The sequence below is a fragment of the Oceanobacillus limi genome (assembly GCF_900111445.1).
GTDB lineage: Bacteria > Bacillota > Bacilli > Bacillales > Amphibacillaceae > Ornithinibacillus > Ornithinibacillus limi.
Genome location: NZ_FOHE01000001.1, coordinates 177504 through 192826, shown reverse-complemented (window position 1 = coordinate 192826; position 15323 = coordinate 177504). Strand labels below are relative to the sequence as shown.

The 15323-nt window shown below is 37.4% G+C and carries 19 protein-coding genes; 3 read left to right on the top strand and 16 right to left on the bottom strand.

Annotated features, from left to right (window positions below; all coding sequences use genetic code 11):
• Positions 1 to 75 precede the first annotated feature (75 nt).
• A complete protein-coding gene (locus BMX40_RS01140) occupies positions 76 to 1524 on the bottom strand; it encodes an Msr family ABC-F type ribosomal protection protein (RefSeq protein WP_090865979.1) in 1449 nt (482 codons plus the stop codon).
• Positions 1525 to 2114: 590 nt separating this feature from the next.
• Here BMX40_RS01140 and BMX40_RS01135 point away from each other — a divergent pair.
• From BMX40_RS01135 to BMX40_RS01125, 3 genes are all read left to right on the top strand, one after another.
• Positions 2115 to 2318, top strand: a complete 204-nt coding sequence (locus tag BMX40_RS01135) for a helix-turn-helix transcriptional regulator (protein WP_090865978.1) — start codon at positions 2115 to 2117, stop codon at positions 2316 to 2318.
• Positions 2319 to 2972 (top strand): DUF3169 family protein, encoded by a 654-nt coding sequence (locus BMX40_RS01130; RefSeq protein ID WP_090865977.1) that lies wholly within the window; start codon positions 2319 to 2321, stop codon positions 2970 to 2972.
• 222 nt (positions 2973 to 3194) lie between these two features.
• Positions 3195 to 3755, top strand: a complete 561-nt coding sequence (locus BMX40_RS01125) for a hypothetical protein (RefSeq protein ID WP_090865976.1) — start codon at positions 3195 to 3197, stop codon at positions 3753 to 3755.
• A gap of 348 nt (positions 3756 to 4103) precedes the next feature.
• On the opposite strand, the gene BMX40_RS01120 is transcribed toward BMX40_RS01125, so the two are convergent.
• The 15 genes from BMX40_RS01120 to BMX40_RS01065 form a co-directional block, all read right to left on the bottom strand.
• Positions 4104 to 7145: an efflux RND transporter permease subunit gene (locus BMX40_RS01120; protein WP_090865971.1), complete on the bottom strand. Its 3042-nt coding sequence runs from the start codon at positions 7143 to 7145 to the stop codon at positions 4104 to 4106.
• 280 nt (positions 7146 to 7425) lie between these two features.
• Positions 7426 to 7989: an LOG family protein gene (locus tag BMX40_RS01115; RefSeq protein WP_090865969.1), complete on the bottom strand. Its 564-nt coding sequence runs from the start codon at positions 7987 to 7989 to the stop codon at positions 7426 to 7428.
• A 19-nt stretch (positions 7990 to 8008) separates the two neighbouring features.
• A complete protein-coding gene (locus BMX40_RS20035; RefSeq protein WP_170840624.1) occupies positions 8009 to 8161 on the bottom strand; it encodes a hypothetical protein in 153 nt (50 codons plus the stop codon).
• Positions 8162 to 8199: 38 nt separating this feature from the next.
• Positions 8200 to 8667 (bottom strand): GNAT family N-acetyltransferase, encoded by a 468-nt coding sequence (locus tag BMX40_RS01110; protein ID WP_090866429.1) that lies wholly within the window; start codon positions 8665 to 8667, stop codon positions 8200 to 8202.
• A gap of 50 nt (positions 8668 to 8717) precedes the next feature.
• Positions 8718 to 9314, bottom strand: a complete 597-nt coding sequence (locus BMX40_RS01105; protein WP_170840623.1) for a hypothetical protein — start codon at positions 9312 to 9314, stop codon at positions 8718 to 8720.
• A gap of 20 nt (positions 9315 to 9334) precedes the next feature.
• On the bottom strand, positions 9335 to 9739 hold the full coding sequence (locus BMX40_RS01100; RefSeq protein ID WP_090865965.1) for a DUF4440 domain-containing protein: 405 nt from the start codon (positions 9737 to 9739) through the stop codon (positions 9335 to 9337).
• A 31-nt stretch (positions 9740 to 9770) separates the two neighbouring features.
• The gene (locus BMX40_RS01095) at positions 9771 to 10028 is read right to left on the bottom strand and encodes a hypothetical protein (RefSeq protein WP_090865962.1); all 258 of its coding nucleotides are present in this window, start codon (positions 10026 to 10028) and stop codon (positions 9771 to 9773) included.
• 40 nt (positions 10029 to 10068) lie between these two features.
• Positions 10069 to 10443 (bottom strand): VOC family protein, encoded by a 375-nt coding sequence (locus BMX40_RS01090; RefSeq protein ID WP_090865960.1) that lies wholly within the window; start codon positions 10441 to 10443, stop codon positions 10069 to 10071.
• Positions 10443 to 10877: a hypothetical protein gene (locus BMX40_RS01085; protein ID WP_090865958.1), complete on the bottom strand. Its 435-nt coding sequence runs from the start codon at positions 10875 to 10877 to the stop codon at positions 10443 to 10445. The genes BMX40_RS01090 and BMX40_RS01085 overlap by 1 nt, the downstream gene beginning before the upstream one ends.
• A gap of 216 nt (positions 10878 to 11093) precedes the next feature.
• On the bottom strand, positions 11094 to 12383 hold the full coding sequence (locus BMX40_RS01080; protein ID WP_090865956.1) for an alpha/beta fold hydrolase: 1290 nt from the start codon (positions 12381 to 12383) through the stop codon (positions 11094 to 11096).
• A 327-nt stretch (positions 12384 to 12710) separates the two neighbouring features.
• Entirely contained in the window at positions 12711 to 13271 is a 561-nt protein-coding gene (locus BMX40_RS01075) for a CBO0543 family protein (RefSeq protein ID WP_090865953.1), read from the bottom strand.
• A 124-nt stretch (positions 13272 to 13395) separates the two neighbouring features.
• The gene (locus BMX40_RS20030; RefSeq protein ID WP_170840622.1) at positions 13396 to 13554 is read right to left on the bottom strand and encodes a hypothetical protein; all 159 of its coding nucleotides are present in this window, start codon (positions 13552 to 13554) and stop codon (positions 13396 to 13398) included.
• Positions 13555 to 13601: 47 nt separating this feature from the next.
• Positions 13602 to 14438 (bottom strand): alpha/beta fold hydrolase, encoded by an 837-nt coding sequence (locus BMX40_RS01070; RefSeq protein ID WP_090865951.1) that lies wholly within the window; start codon positions 14436 to 14438, stop codon positions 13602 to 13604.
• A gap of 70 nt (positions 14439 to 14508) precedes the next feature.
• Entirely contained in the window at positions 14509 to 14673 is a 165-nt protein-coding gene (locus BMX40_RS20025) for a hypothetical protein (protein WP_170840621.1), read from the bottom strand.
• A gap of 64 nt (positions 14674 to 14737) precedes the next feature.
• Positions 14738 to 15274: an HD domain-containing protein gene (locus BMX40_RS01065; protein ID WP_090865950.1), complete on the bottom strand. Its 537-nt coding sequence runs from the start codon at positions 15272 to 15274 to the stop codon at positions 14738 to 14740.
• Between the last annotated feature and the right edge of the window lie 49 nt (positions 15275 to 15323).

The following is a 15323-nucleotide window of genomic DNA, read 5'->3' as shown; positions in this document are numbered from 1 at the left end:
TCAATCATATGAATTTAACCGTAACCAAGATTATATTCTCCTGCTCCAAGTACACAACCTCTGCTCTTCATCTATTTATAGCAATTTCTTATCCACTAGCTTAAACTGCTTATCTGCTACCTTTTCAATAAACGTTTTATCATGCGAGACAAACACAATTGTCCCTTCATAGCCCTTCATAAAATCTTCCAATGCTTCAATCGCTTGAATATCTAAGAAATTTGTTGGTTCATCCAATAATAAAATATTATATTGCCCTAAAAATAACTGGCAAAGTCGTAAGCGAATGGCTTCTCCACCACTTAATGCGTTTACATGCTTTTGTAAATCCGTCCCTTCGAATCGCATGTGATGCAACACACTTCGTAAAAAACCTTCCTCGTAATCGGAGCGAGTTTTCATAAAGGAAAGGACCGTTTCATCCGACGTATATTGATAACTCATTTGGTCGAAATAACCAATTTTAGCCTTTGGAGAAATTACCAATTCGCTACCACGGCCTGCAATATGCCGAAGCAAGGTACTCTTTCCTGTACCGTTATTTCCTGTAATCGCACTATTTTTACCAAGTGGAAGCTGAAATCTTACATCTTCCAAAAGGAGTTTTTCGTTTACTTGAAGGGTGAGATTATCGGCCATAATTGGGAATTTATTATGCAATTCCACGGTTTTCGATTGACGGAAAACAAGCTTTTTCTCCTCCCGTACAGCATCTGCCTCTTGAAGATTTTCCATTCTCTGTTCGATTGCTTTCGCTGCCCGATGGACTGCTTTTTGGCTCGTTCCTTTTGATTTGGTCTCAAACATCCGATTGGCTTTTGCCTTTGCTTCCTTCTTGGGCTTACCACTGGCTTGCGTGATTTTCTCTGCCTTCTTCATTTTTTCCTGTGCCGCTCGCTCCAAACGATTCTTTTCTTTCATATAGTGTTCATGTGCTTGCATTTGCTGATTACGCTCTAGCTTTTTCTGCTCCATGTAATCGGTATAATTCCCTGTGTATACGGTGACCTCCCCGTCCCGTACCTCCCAAATCGTCGTAACCAGTTCATCTAAAACCTTCCGATCATGACTGATAAGTACGAGCGCACCGTAATAATAACGTAATTCATCCAGCAAAAAAGAAATTCCTTGCTGATCCAAATGTGTTGTCGGCTCATCCATTAGAAGTGCTTCATGATAATCGGTAAAAAGCTGTGCTAGCTTCAGTCTTGTTTGCTCTCCACCGCTTAACACATCCGATTCCTTAGGGATAGCCAGTTTTCCTTTCAACGCCGGATCTGCATCGTAATCGTTTGGCGCTTCCACTTGTTGCAGGTATCCGCTGTCAACATGGCGCTTCACCATTCCTTTGGTCGGTTGTATAACTCCCGCTAGCAACTTCAACAGGGTACTTTTACCCACACCATTCTTTCCAACGATTCCAATTCGATCAAATTGATGAATGGCTAATCGTTCAATTTTTAAAATATCCTTATCTAAATAAGAAATCTCTACATTTTCTAATTCAAAACAAATTTGTTCCATTTTCGCTACCTCCGAAATGTAATTGTATTTCGTATCGATAGCTAGGATCGATACGAGTATTTGCGCACGAAACTCGTATCAATAAAATAGCAACATCATCATGTCAATCCCTCCCAAAATATAATTAAAAAATCACAAGCAATCTGCTTGTGATTAATTAAAAAGAGTAAAGGGAAAAGTCCAGTTTCTTTGAAGGTAAGGCAGTCGTCGGAACCTAATGATATAAAAAAAGAAAGGCAGCCTATCCACCTTTCTTCACATTACTTACGTTTATCAAAAATGAAGATTATTAAAAAAGGGCAGACTAATCCCGTTTACTCTGTATCACAAAAAACAGAGTCTTTGAACTTATTTAATTACTTGTTCAAAGTTAGGAATCGTAGTCTCATTGCATGTGTCACCTTTTCATAATCCTCCTTAACCTGTTAGCGTACACCTTCATTATATTTTCTTCCTATGCAAATGTCAAAAGTGAAAAATGATCAAGCAATTGACAAAAATCATATTATTAATGACAATTATACTTGTCAAAATGATTATTATCATCTACACTTAGTTTATTAGATTAAAAGAATAGAAGGTGATGAAGTTTGAAAAGTCGCTTAAAGGAGCTTCGAGCAAGAGAAGGCTATAATCAAACTCAACTTGCCAAGCTCGCAAAAGTATCCAGACAAACAATTAGCTTGATCGAACGCGAAGAGTATATGCCTTCCCTACTTATCGCCGTTCGTATTGCACGTATTTTTAATGAGTCTGTTGAAAATGTTTTCCAATTTGAGGAGGAGGAGTTATAAATGAAATCGATAGTACAGTTTTTAATTAGTGGGGTTGCTGGTTTCTTTGTCGTGTATGGTTTGATGAATTTTTCTGAAGTCAATGTTGCTGGTGAGATAACCGTTATTAGCATAATTGCAATTTCTTTTATTCTAATAACCATGAGTGTATTTCGATTCCAACAGATTAAGGCCCTAAACACACAAAACGTTACCGGGGATGAAGAAGATGAGGTAGAGGATCGAAAATATAAACTGTTTGCCGATTATTCTCTGTCTTCAAATTCCAGTTTCTATTTATCCATTCTCGCTCTTAGCTTGAGCCTTATTATAACGGAGCAATTAAGCATGACGATCGTATCGATTATCTTGCTCGTTTTTAGCTTTTTCCTACTCCATTATATGGGAAAAATAATACAATATATGTACCCAGATCGTAAACCGAATTACGCTAAATCGATACTTGATGTAGCAGACGATGGTGAAAAGCATGTCATCCTAGATGGTTTGTATAAATCACAAAGCATCTTAAATATATCTTTAATTGCTGCGATAACATTAGCTACTGTTTACTCAATGAACAATGGAGAATCTCAAACCTTTTCTATTATTCTTATGGCAGTTATATTACTTGTAGTGAATAGTAAATACTTATTGGTCATTCGGAATAAATAAAGACAGCAGATAGAGTAGTCTTGTCACAAAAGACTGCTCTTTTTTTCCTCTTAAACTCTGTATGGAGTTTGTTTCGTTTCCTAGTAAGAATTAGTTAGTACTACTATGAAACAATTGGAACTTATCTTTGTAGTAAAAAATGGTAACAATTTGGTATAAACGGGCCAGCTTGTCACAAAATAAAAGGAAACCATTTATTCCGTGACAGCTGGAGGAATTAGTATGTCGTATAACGAATTCTGGAATGAAATTTATGATACGAGTATAGAATTAAATTCACTATTAATTTCCTATTGGAAAGAATACTCCAATTTCGATTCCTGGCAATTTTGGTTTGTGTTGGCATTGTTAATTATACCTTTAATCATTCTTTACATGGTTGTGGATCGTTCAAGGATATTTGAGGTGTTGTTTTTTGGTTTTTCGGTTCATATCTTGTGGACATATGTAGATGTTATGCTTGGATCTACTACATTGTTCGTTCATCAATACTTCTTAATTCCTATTCTTCCATTTGCTTTAAGCATTTCTTCATCTGTACTTCCAGTAGGATTTATGCTTATTTATCAATATTGTATCAATCATGAGAAGAATTTTTACCTATACACGATCATTGCTAGTGCCATCTTCGCATTTGGTTTTGCATCCTTAGAGAATTTTTTGGGGTTAATTGAATTTAATAATGGCATGAATATGTTTTATGTATTCCTCATCGATCTTGGAGTTGTATTTCCCTCTTATTGGCTAACAAAATTCGTGAAAAAAATTGGTACGGGAGACTAGCTTAGGTAGAATGATTTGAAAAAATCCCACTTTAGGACGTGTGTTGTACGAATTGGCGGGCTACCCAGTAAGTGTGTAAAAAGCTATATTAAAGGATAAAATGAGCCGATATTCTTTCGGCTCATTTCTCTGTTTCATACTTAGAATCTATCGTGATAATTTTTCCCTCAATCCTTTACGAATCATTCATGTGCTATTCCTGTGTTGCATCATGCTACGAAAACCATAAAGAAAATCCAAGCGAACTTGAAAATTTCGAATCGCTCGGATTTCCCTAGGAGTAGAACTACTTATCTTATTATTTATCTACCGTGTATTCCGTTATCTTACAACAAATTATCCGCTAATTTAGCCTGCCAAATCCTTTAATTTCTTTGATTCTTTTTTCTTACGTTTAAACAGGTTACGAACACCATTTCCAAAGCTATAGAAAATTCGGTATACAGCTGGGACAAGTACTAACGTAATTAGTGTAGCAAATAGCAAGCCAGAGATAATTGCAGTTGCCATTGGTCCTTGGTAATTTCCAGCTGATCCAGAAGCAAGTGCAAGTGGAAGCATTCCTCCTGTTGTCGTAAGAGTTGTCATGAATATCGGACGAATACGATTTTTCCCTGCCTCTGAAATCGACGCAACGAGATCCATCTCTTTTCGTCGCAGTTGGTTGGCTCGATCAATTAGTAAGATCGCATTATTCAACACAATCCCAATTAACATGATTACCCCCATACCAGACATGACACTTAACTCTAATTGGGTAATGAACAATCCAAGAATGACACCAACAATTGTCATCGGAATAACCGACATTACAATAAACGGCTGAGAGAAATGATTAAATTGGACAGCCATTACTAAGTAAACCAAGAAGATGGAAATAACCAAGATTAATACCATATCCATCATTAATTCCTGTTGTGCTTCTAAATCGCCTGCAACGTCAATCGTATATCCAGTTGGCGTTTCAAAATCCTCTAGTAAGTTTTGTACGTCACGATTTACTGTTCCTAAGTCCGTTCCACTTGTATCTGCAGAAACTGTAATATATCGCTCTCCATTATGGTGGGAAATTTCATTTGGAACAGCAACACTTTCTAACTCCACAAACTCAGATAATGGCTCTTCACCAGTTGCTGTTTGCACCTCTAAGTCTAATAAGGATGCTTCCGTTGTTGTCTGTTCATCCCATTTCACCATTAATGGAATATTGTCATCATCGACTTTTACTTCTCCGACTGGCATATCTAAAAATGCTTGATGTACGAAGTGTCTAATTTGACTATCAGACAATCCAGCCTCCTCAATCGCATCATGATTTAGACGGATGACTTTTTCAAATGATGTACGATCAATCGATGTTGTTACTGCTTCAATGCCATCAATTTGTTCTAGCTCTGCGCCAAACTCTTCACCAAGTGTTTGCAGTTGATCAAATTCCTCTCCTGAAATTTGTATTTGCACAGGGTATCCCGCACTTACCGACATCATACTTTGAACATTCGTTATTGCGGTATCCTCGGATAAATCACGTAACGATTGTAAGATCTCGTCATTTACTTCCTCTTGCTCCCTGGTAATGTCATCATCCTTGGTCATATTGATTAACGCAAAGTAGGAACCACTCTCATCTATAAGGTGGTTGGATTCTACATCCTCAATATCCACCAATGTCTCGTTAATGGATGCCGCTAGTTCTTCCCTCTCCTCTACCGATAAACCAGGTTCCACTTCTATAAATAGCTCCGAGTAGCGATTTAACATATCTGGCATAATGTTCATTGGAATTTTTGGTATCAAAAATAGCGAACCGATCAATAAAACAAAGAACAAACCGATTACCGCAAAGCTATGACGCTTTTTCTTCACAATCCATGCAACGAAATTCCCATAACTACTTATAATCTTAGACTCTCTTTTCTTTTTCTTGTTACGAAGCTTTAAGAATTTTTCTGATAGGGATGGAATTAGTGTAAAGGAAACAACAACCGAGCTGATCAGTGTTGTCGCTACAACGACAGATAACAAGATCATCATCTGGCCAACTTCTCCCCCCATAATTCCAATCGGTAAAAATACAACAATCGTAGTTAGCATGGATGCGATAACAGCAGTTGCAACTTCCTTGGTTCCTTCGATAACTGCTTTTGTTGCTTCGAGTCCTTCTTCTTTTTTTCGATAAATCGACTCCAAAATAACAATGGCTGAGTCTACCATCATTCCAATCCCAAGTCCTAATCCGATTAAGGTTAGAATGTTAAAGCTATAATCGAGCAGCCACATCGTAATAAATGTGAGCAAGATCGATGTAGGTATGGAAATACTAATAATGGTTGTTGCTCGAATATTACGGAGAAATAGCAATAGGATAACGATTGCTAAAATCCCACCAATAATAATATTTTTTGTGACACCATTTATCGAATCCTCAATATAATCGGCCTGTGCCACTAGCTCATTTAATTGAAAGCCATCGACAAGCCCTTCTTCCCGGATATCTGCTATCTCTGCACGTATTGCCTCTGCTAATTCAATTTGTGTGGTGTTTGAAGAACGTCCCACTTGGGCAAAAATAAAGTCTTTTGTTCCATTTTTCCAGACATAAGATGAAGAACTTAATGGCTGTAATGAGACACTAGCAATCTCATCAAGGTCTACAAATCCTGTCTGAGTTGGGACCTGAATGTTCTCCACTTCTTCTACAGAACCAACTTGACTTTGCCATCTTATCGTTGGCTCATCTTGTTCCTCTGATAATTCTCCAAGTGTTGCTTCTGTATTTGCTTCTTGAATAACGGAAACAACCTGAGAAACATCAAGTGCATGTTCCAAAATAGCTTCTCGGTCAAATTCTATCGCCACTTCATAGTTCTGGTTTCCCATTAAAGAAACATCACTAACTTCTTTCAAGTTCTCAATTCGAGGTTCTAGTACTTCCTCGGCGAACTTTGTCATTTCATCCATATCACCGTTGGAGATATCTAGGAAAAATTCATAATCCTGTGTCGTACCCACTTGATCTGTTAATACTTCTGTGATTCCAGAAATATCAGCTGTCACCGATTGCACAACAGAAGATACCTCTTTCGAAACATCTTCTCCTCGACCTGACTCAATCATTATGTATATCGAGCTCTGTCCAATAGCGGTTGTTGAGTCAATATCCTCTACTCCATCAATCCCCTGAATGCGTTGCTCCAGCGGATTGGTGATCGTTCGTTCAACTTCCGCTGCCGACATATCACCCGCACTGATAATCGCATAAGCCTGATCAAACTCAACCTCTGGTAATAACACCTGGTCAAGCTTTGTTAAGGAATACCCCCCTAAAATAATGATTAACACGGTAACCAAACTAACTAAGATCTTTCTCTTCAAAATAAATTTCAACATAAAAAAACTTTCCCCCTGGTAACGTATTCAACCTACTTACGAATTATATAGGAGAAAGTTTCATAAATGAACATTAATTTTGTAAACAATTGTAAAGATTTTGACGGGTCGGGCGGACGGGTCGTGGGGACAGGTTCCTTGTCCCAGTAGTTAGTGGAAATTCCCCATCTAGTTGTTCCCTTCCTCTACTTAAGCAAAATAGGAAGCTTACACGTATGCAGCCAAAAAAAAACGCACCTTTAAAAGTGCGTTTTTCCTTACCCGTTTATATTCCTACACATTACCACTTATGTATATAGTCACCCTTGTAATCCTTTAGTTGATTAATTAGCAGGACAGGATCGTGTTCAAAAACAATGAGGTCTTTATAGGCAGGCTTCATAAACCCTTGCTCAATCATGTGATCTAATAGCGCTAGTAGTGGAGAATAATAGTCATTTATATTTAGTAAAGCACATGGTTTGAGATGATAACCTAGCTGTGCCCAAGTAAATACTTCGAACCATTCCTCTAAAGTACCTGCACCACCAGGCATCGCAATGAATCCGTCGGCATATTCCGCCATTAATGACTTTCGCTCATGCATATCTTTCGTTACATGTAACTCCGTTAGTTCGTGGTGCGCAATCTCAACGTTTCTAAGCTTCTCTGGAATAACACCGATCACTTTTCCACCAGCTTCCATCACTGCATCTGCTACAGCGCCCATGCAGCCAACAGTAGCACCTCCATAAACGAGATCTAGACCATTTTCCACCAATACTTCTCCGAGTCGTTTCGCTTCCTGCATATAGATTGGATCTACTCCAGTACTTGAACCACAATAAACAGCAACTGTTTTCATCCGTTCTCTCCTTTTCCCCTTAAACCTTATCTTTTTCTTGATCTATTTCTTCTTTTAGCTCGATTCTTCGTTTCTCTACTCTATCAATTTTTCGAAACGTTACGATAGAGAGAAAAGTAATAACCATATATGGAAATAAACTAGTTTCTTCCCGATAAATAATCTTCTCCATCAAATCCTCCTAAACTAAAAGCGTTTCGTTTCATACTACTAACCAACAGCTAAAACCATACGCAAAGTCTTCAATATATGGCCATCAAAGTTATCATCGAATTCTTCTACTAGCTTAAACCCTTTCGCTTCATAAAAGTTTTTTCCTATCGTATTATCTCTTTCCACGTTAATATATATTTCTCTAATGCCATCTATCTTCTGAATACCCTCTTGTAAGAACGCACTTCCTATCCCCTTGCCTTGGTGCTCTGGGTATAAATAGATTGCGCCTAACTCTACTTTTCCGTTGCGTTGAACCGGTGAGAAATTAGCAAAACCAACAATCTTGTTTTCTACTTCAGCAACAAATAGATAAGACCCACTTAACCGTTGTTCCATCCTTTCGTCACTATAGGCAGCGTTTAAAAAATTTTCTTGAATCCTATTAGGAATGATCCCTTCATATGTTGCATTCCAACTCTTTTTAGCTACGTCTTGAACGTTTTCTATATCTTCTCTTCTCATGTCGCGAATTTTAAAGCTCAAATTTTCATCCCCCTAAAATACACTCATATTTATTGTTTTAACTCATCCGGTAAATCATTATCTTTTGCAAACATTAAATCTGCTATTTTACCTTCTTCGTATATATAGGCTCTCCCCGATAATTCTGCGTCTTTCGCTTCTTGATCTTTTTGTTTGTAAGTGACATGTACAGTAAAATCGTATGCACCTTCTATTGAACGATTCTTTTTGGTGTCAATACTTTCGACATTCATTTCATAGTTATTGTTGAATAATGCTGCTTGGAAATTAATTGCGTACAAACCAATAAAGGTGTCATAGAAATTTTCAGTAAAATAAGATTTATAAGTTTCTTCTAGATAGAGCTCCAGTTCTGTATTTGTTTGTGAGTCGAATGTTTTTCCTTCCCCAATAACCGTAACATTTGCGGGATCTTCTACTAGTTCGATAAAACGCTCGTCTGGACCAGTTAATTGCTCCGTTAAAACAGTCTTTATCATAGTAGTATTCTCATCTGAAGAATTCCCTGATTCCGGCGAACAACCAAAAACAACCAGACTTAACAACATGAATAGAAATATAATCTTTCCTTTTAAAATAACCATCCCTCCATGGAAATTTTTAAATGATCCTACTAAAGCTCCCAACGTTTTCACCAGAAATACCCTTAACTAATTGGCTCTTCTACTTCTTTCACGATCACCCATTTCCCAGCCTGCAGCTCCCAGCTTTCAATCGTAAATAACCTTGCCAAAACGTGTTCATTCTTTTCTATTACTTGCTCATAAAATACTACAGCACTTTTACTATCCTTCATACGAATTATTCTATTTTCGAATTTTTTCTTAGCTCCCATTACTTGTTTTACAGATTGTTGCATTCCACGCACCGCTTCCTCCCTATTGAACAAGTAAGGTTTCTCGTTGCCCCCATTAAAAAACGCTACGTAATAATCATCACTCATTCTTTCCAAAGCAGTGGTATCACCTGATACCATTGCCTGTTGCCAATCCAATAGGAAGTTATCATGCATTTGGGTAAATTCCAATAATTGAACGTCCCATTTTCCCATATGTAGCTCACCTCTTTAATTTAGAGAACAATTAGTTGCTTGAAGCGTTTTTTGAAGTTTTCTGCGGGATGAAATAAGCAAGGCTAGCGGAAACAAAGGCAAAAATAAATGGAAGTAATAACGATTGACGATCACTTAGGAGAACAGCCTCTTGAGATAGATTTCCACTCTTAGTCCAAGCTTCTTCTAGGTCTGGTGTATATATATAGGTTAGAACCATCCCTGACAGAACCTGAAATAACGCATACAACACAACAAAACTAACAGCAAAAATAATATATTTTTTCAATTTGAACACCTCATTTATACATGGTTTATAACGCAATAAATCATCCCGTACAAATCATAATGACATTTCCATCTGGGTCACTAATTGTAAAAAATGCAAAATCATCAAACGTTACAATTTCAGATTCCACTCGATAATCTAATTCTAAAATATAGTCATAAGCTTGCTGAATGTCGTCTGTGTGAAAATTGAACAGGGGATTTTTAGAAGGTTGAATTTGTTTGGTAACCCCTTTAGGACCTGCATCTAAGGTTAATCCGGTATACTGGTTCATTGGGATGTTATAGACAGGATTAGAAACAGTTTCCAGCTCCACTTCCTGATTGAGTAATTGACTATACCACTTTACGGAGCGCTTCAAATCCGTTACATGAACGAAAATCGTGTTGACCTTGTTTTTTATTGGATTTACCATTACTTATTCATCCTTTCTAAAATGGAATAATCTCGTGTCTTATCGATTGATACACCGTTCTCTTTTGCAAATTCCATTAAATGTTCATACCCATTATCAGGCTCCATTTCTTCCAGTTTAATAGGAAAAGCCTTTTCAACTTTGATCTTGACACCTTTTTTCGCCCAGCCAACACGGATGAATTTTAATTGTTTCATCTGTTGCGGATCGATTATCCTTTTAAGAATCACTTTCTTATTAAATAAGATCTCATGTACAAACTGATTCTCGTATATCGCACATCTGCGTCTAATAGAACCTAACAATATAGCAATTATCATTGCGGACAAAAAGATGACTAAGTGACTAGAAAACGTGTCAAATATATTCCATAACACTACAAATAATATGAGGTTAACTAAAAACGCCCCAGGCATTTTTACATTATATACCATCTCATGTGCTCCTTTGAGAAAAAAGGATACGTTCCTTTTAAAGCTCCTTATCGTTCATCATTTCTCTGAATCTAAATTTCTAATTTAATAGTAACATAATATTCCAAAAAATTAACATCATATTTAACAAGGATGAAATATCTTGTAAGGCCCGCACCAATATAAAAATTAATCGGCTTCATAATTTCTAACTCCCACTTCATCCGTGGTATTTCTTTATGCGTTTTCAGCCAAAAAATCTAGGATTTTAAGCCAGGAATCTCTAGAAGCTTTTGCATTTGCCGCTTTTGACCCGCCAAATGTCATCGTCATTCCGCCTCCAACATTCATGTATACCTGAGCAGGAAGATTAACAAAGCTATATGGAAAGGATAAAAAATGGCCAGCATTATCATAATATAGATAACGATTTTGATGGGTAGTCTTTGAGTGCTTTAATTTGTCTTCAATCATCTTGACATAAAGACTTGACGGCCATAGTTGATCATCATCGCCAGTAATCAACAGCAACGGAGCATGAATATCCTCTACAGCAATGCGGTTTTCGCTAAATCCTGCCTCGTTCTTGAGGGAATTGTCCCAAATTGATAAATAAGAAATTGGTCTCCTTACTATCCAATTCTTTAAGATAGCAACCATGGATGAGAAACGATAAGTAAACTTCAGGTATGGTAATGGTTTCTGTTGGAACACCCAGGACGGAACTGGCGCAAATATACCATTCTTCATTCCGGCTGTTATATAAGCACTCGGAACTCCAGCAATAATTGATTTATAGGAGTCAAATGTTGCCCCTAAAAGGAGTGCAAGTTCTCCACCTCTTGAATAACCAATTAAACTAATGTTTCCATTAACAGCTGGATGCTCTCGTAACCAATCGGTTGCTTCTTGAAAGTATTCTAAAGGGATATTTTCAAGATTATTTGGTACTCCTTCCTCACTACCAAAATAGGGAAGAGCTAACACTGTGTAGCCTTTTGAAGCCAGTAAAGCTGCAGCATGTTCCTGCATTCCACCATCTGATCCACTAAGTACGATAACTGCTGGAAAAGTTCCTTTCTGTTTTGGATGAAAAACTGTCCCAACAATATTTTGATGTGCAACAGTTTCCTTGGTTACGTCCTCATCCCTATAAAAAAAGCGTTGAATGGTTAACGAATCCTGTTCTATTCCATTTACTTTTAGAACTAGTGTTATCGATACTTTATTAGAGTTTTTTTTCTCATAATAGTCATCCCATTTCGATTCAGTATGCATCATTGACCAAAACAAACCCGATGCGTCTACTGTGTCATACGTACCTTTAACAGGCTTTTGCGTGGCTACATCTACAATTCTATCTGAAGGCACAATAAACGTTGCGTAGGAAGTAAACTTCTTTTGTGTTTCATCAAAGGTTGTTGCATAAATAGATACCTCCGTATTTTCCATACACCCCATTACCTTTATGTTCACTTCCTCATCAATATATGAATTAATCGGACTAACTTGTAATTTAGCTAGCATGAGGTCCCCCCCTTTTTCAATCCTATTTACTATCCGTTTCTATAACCATATTAAACTAGCACGCAAGTATTCCTTCACTCATATGTTTCCAAAGTTCTTCTGTAAAGGATACGATTCGGAAAAGAAAAAAGATTCAAGAATAATAAGTGAATTCAAAAAATGTCGAACTAACTCAGTTCATCTATCGAATTCGTTCGGCTATGAAACATCCTGATGCTTGGTCGTAATTGCCTGATAACGTCCTTTAAATGCGTGAACCCGCATAGGAAATAAGCAAAAAATAGTCAGGAATTACTTCTTCCTCCACGAGAAGAAATCCCTGACCAGTTAAAAGAAATGATCCCAGCCCTTATGCAATACATAAACACCTACACAAAAGTAAACGATTAGAAGATAGAACAACCACCAATACATCTTTTTGTTGTGATCTACCGGATTACGAAACTCAAATGGAACAAGATAGACACCGATATGATTAAATAACCTTGCATATACCCAGTAAAGGGAATAGGAATCCCAATAATCCCACCCGTTTCGAAAGTGAATAAAACCAACGTAATCTTTCAATAGAACTTCGATCGAAAAAATACTTGTCGTTAGGATAAAAAAGAATGGAAAAGTATTATTTCTTGGGCGGTATCGAATCACAAGTAAAACCAAAAAGCTAAAACTTATTGCTACTGCTGGTAAAACGTGTTGAATGGGCAATACATATCGATAAAATCCCATCCAATAAAACAATAGACATAAGATTATCGCTGCCAAAATACTCAAGAAAAAAATCATCCCATATCGCTTGACGTTTTTTCGCAGGATATACATGCATCCCATTCCATTAATCGTAATAGCACTAAATAAAATGATGTAGTGAATAATGTCCTGACTCATGTTTCATAACACCTACTAGGATACTTAGATGTCTATATCTTTTCCTAATTCAACCAGTACATCCAAAGTATGTATTCTAACTCCATGAAAAAATCGGGTGAGTTTACGCCTCACCCAATTTCTCTTATTCAATATCTCGCCCTGTTGCACCCGGATGCTCGGTCGAGACTTTACGATCGGACATTTTTCCACTTGCTTTTTCCCCACGCTTCGGATGACCAGGGTAAATCGCTTTTTCTTTCTTTTGGTATTTGATGAACTTGTCGAAGTCTTGGTTAACCATCGTACCCCTCCTTCATCCTTAAGATACCCAATTGTCATTCCATTTATCTACTTTGAATTGGAAAACTTGCTAGTCTCAGTTTCTATTCGGTCCAGCCACTCATTGATAAGCTTAACAAATAATTCATCTTGCTCAATTTGCAAGTAATGACCGGCTCGATCCAATACAGCATAGGTTCCTAGTGGATAATGATCTAGAATGTGAAAAGCATCCTTGTAGCCGACAACTGAATCCTGCTTTCCTACTATAAACACGACTGGCTTATCATAAAATCCCTCATCAACTGAAAAAGTTAATCCATAGTTTTTTTCGATTCTAGTGAGGAAATCTTGATTAGCCTTTTGAAAACCAACATAAACTTCATTTTTATACCGGTGCCAATTTTTTTCATTTAAAACGACATTTTCGGAAAGGTACTTTTCCTTTTCCATTTGTGAAAGGCGAGATAGGAGCGATTCATCTTTATATAAGATGGTATGCGGTGGTAAAACTCTTTCCTGTTTTTTTGGTTTGATGACTGGACATAGGAGAGCAAGTCCGGCTACCTTTTCCTTTTGCTTGACCATTACCCCTCTTGCCAAATAGCCACCATAAGACTCACCAGCTAGTAAAAAAGACTGATTCGGAATAATGGAATGAATAAATTCTAAAACCGCTTCTAACATATCATCTGCATGATGAATTCGATCGTAATCTTTCGTCTTTCCCATACCAGGGAGATCAAAGTAGATTCTTTGTATATCTGATCTTTGCTGGAATATCGGCTCCATGCACCCTTTCATAATTCGGTGGTCAAGTCCAAATCCATGAACCATAATCATTGGTGTTCCTTCCCCAATTACCTCATAATAAATCTTCGCCTTACTCACTTCACAATACGGCATCCATGCCCCCCCTTGTATATAGGTGCCAGGCACTTGTCAAAAATTGACAAGTGCCTGGCACCTTCTTTATTTATATTTCCCAGTTATCTGCTCTTCTTTGTTTGGCTTCTTCTTTGTGTGCTTTGTTTGCTTTTGCACTACCATATTCTTTTGCAAACTCAGTGTCTTGCTTACTAGCGTCAAATCCTTGTTTATTCTTTTGGGCTGCATCGTTTTTCTTTGTTCGTTTTGCCATGCTTTTCCCTCCTTCATTCCCTTTATTTTGAGGAATAGAGAAAAGAAATATGCATGATCATCAATCAGCCTTTACGCGTCATCTGTTGCTTCTGAAACAACGCTTCAATCTTTTGATCAAGTTCCATAACAAGACTTCGTTCTTTTTCCTTATCGATCGCTCGGTAATGATGCGTATTACCAGGTTGCTTGTCTTTTTCATCAGCAAGGTGGACAATATGCTGCAACGTACTTAACTGGAAATCCCCCTTTGGAAGCGCAGAATCGGTATGAAACAAAACGGCATGGGAAATTTCCTTTGCTACACGTTTGTCTTCCCCTAATCGCACAAGTAATTTATGCGCACGTTCCGCTCCTTTTATTGGATGGATATCGTACTCTCGATAGTCATCATAATCCCACTCGCCGTTACGATACCATTCATAATGTCCAATGTCGTGCAAAAAACCTGCCTTGGCAGCTGAATCTGGATTAATATGATATTCTTTCGCGAGGTGAAAGGCATGATAAGCCACAGATATTGCATGTGCCATCCCTGAACGTCTAACATATTTTTGGGTAATTGGATGATCATATATATTCAATAAAGTAACACTTCTCATCATGTTCCTCCCCATCTATTTTTGATTAAATTATCAAATAGGATATCAT

Coding starts and splice junctions, on each gene's coding strand:
- BMX40_RS01140 (WP_090865979.1), bottom strand. CDS start 1,524: ATGGAACAAATTTGTTTTGAATTAGAAAATGTAGAGATTTCTTATTTA.
- BMX40_RS01130 (WP_090865977.1), top strand. CDS start 2,319: ATGAAATCGATAGTACAGTTTTTAATTAGTGGGGTTGCTGGTTTCTTT.
- BMX40_RS01125 (WP_090865976.1), top strand. CDS start 3,195: ATGTCGTATAACGAATTCTGGAATGAAATTTATGATACGAGTATAGAA.
- BMX40_RS01120 (WP_090865971.1), bottom strand. CDS start 7,145: ATGTTGAAATTTATTTTGAAGAGAAAGATCTTAGTTAGTTTGGTTACC.
- BMX40_RS01115 (WP_090865969.1), bottom strand. CDS start 7,989: ATGAAAACAGTTGCTGTTTATTGTGGTTCAAGTACTGGAGTAGATCCA.
- BMX40_RS20035 (WP_170840624.1), bottom strand. CDS start 8,161: ATGGAGAAGATTATTTATCGGGAAGAAACTAGTTTATTTCCATATATG.
- BMX40_RS01110 (WP_090866429.1), bottom strand. CDS start 8,667: ATGAGAAGAGAAGATATAGAAAACGTTCAAGACGTAGCTAAAAAGAGT.
- BMX40_RS01100 (WP_090865965.1), bottom strand. CDS start 9,739: ATGGGAAAATGGGACGTTCAATTATTGGAATTTACCCAAATGCATGAT.
- BMX40_RS01090 (WP_090865960.1), bottom strand. CDS start 10,443: ATGGTAAATCCAATAAAAAACAAGGTCAACACGATTTTCGTTCATGTA.
- BMX40_RS01085 (WP_090865958.1), bottom strand. CDS start 10,877: ATGGTATATAATGTAAAAATGCCTGGGGCGTTTTTAGTTAACCTCATA.
- BMX40_RS01080 (WP_090865956.1), bottom strand. CDS start 12,383: ATGCTAGCTAAATTACAAGTTAGTCCGATTAATTCATATATTGATGAG.
- BMX40_RS01075 (WP_090865953.1), bottom strand. CDS start 13,271: ATGAGTCAGGACATTATTCACTACATCATTTTATTTAGTGCTATTACG.
- BMX40_RS20030 (WP_170840622.1), bottom strand. CDS start 13,554: ATGGTTAACCAAGACTTCGACAAGTTCATCAAATACCAAAAGAAAGAA.
- BMX40_RS01070 (WP_090865951.1), bottom strand. CDS start 14,438: ATGCCGTATTGTGAAGTGAGTAAGGCGAAGATTTATTATGAGGTAATT.
- BMX40_RS20025 (WP_170840621.1), bottom strand. CDS start 14,673: ATGGCAAAACGAACAAAGAAAAACGATGCAGCCCAAAAGAATAAACAA.
- BMX40_RS01065 (WP_090865950.1), bottom strand. CDS start 15,274: ATGAGAAGTGTTACTTTATTGAATATATATGATCATCCAATTACCCAA.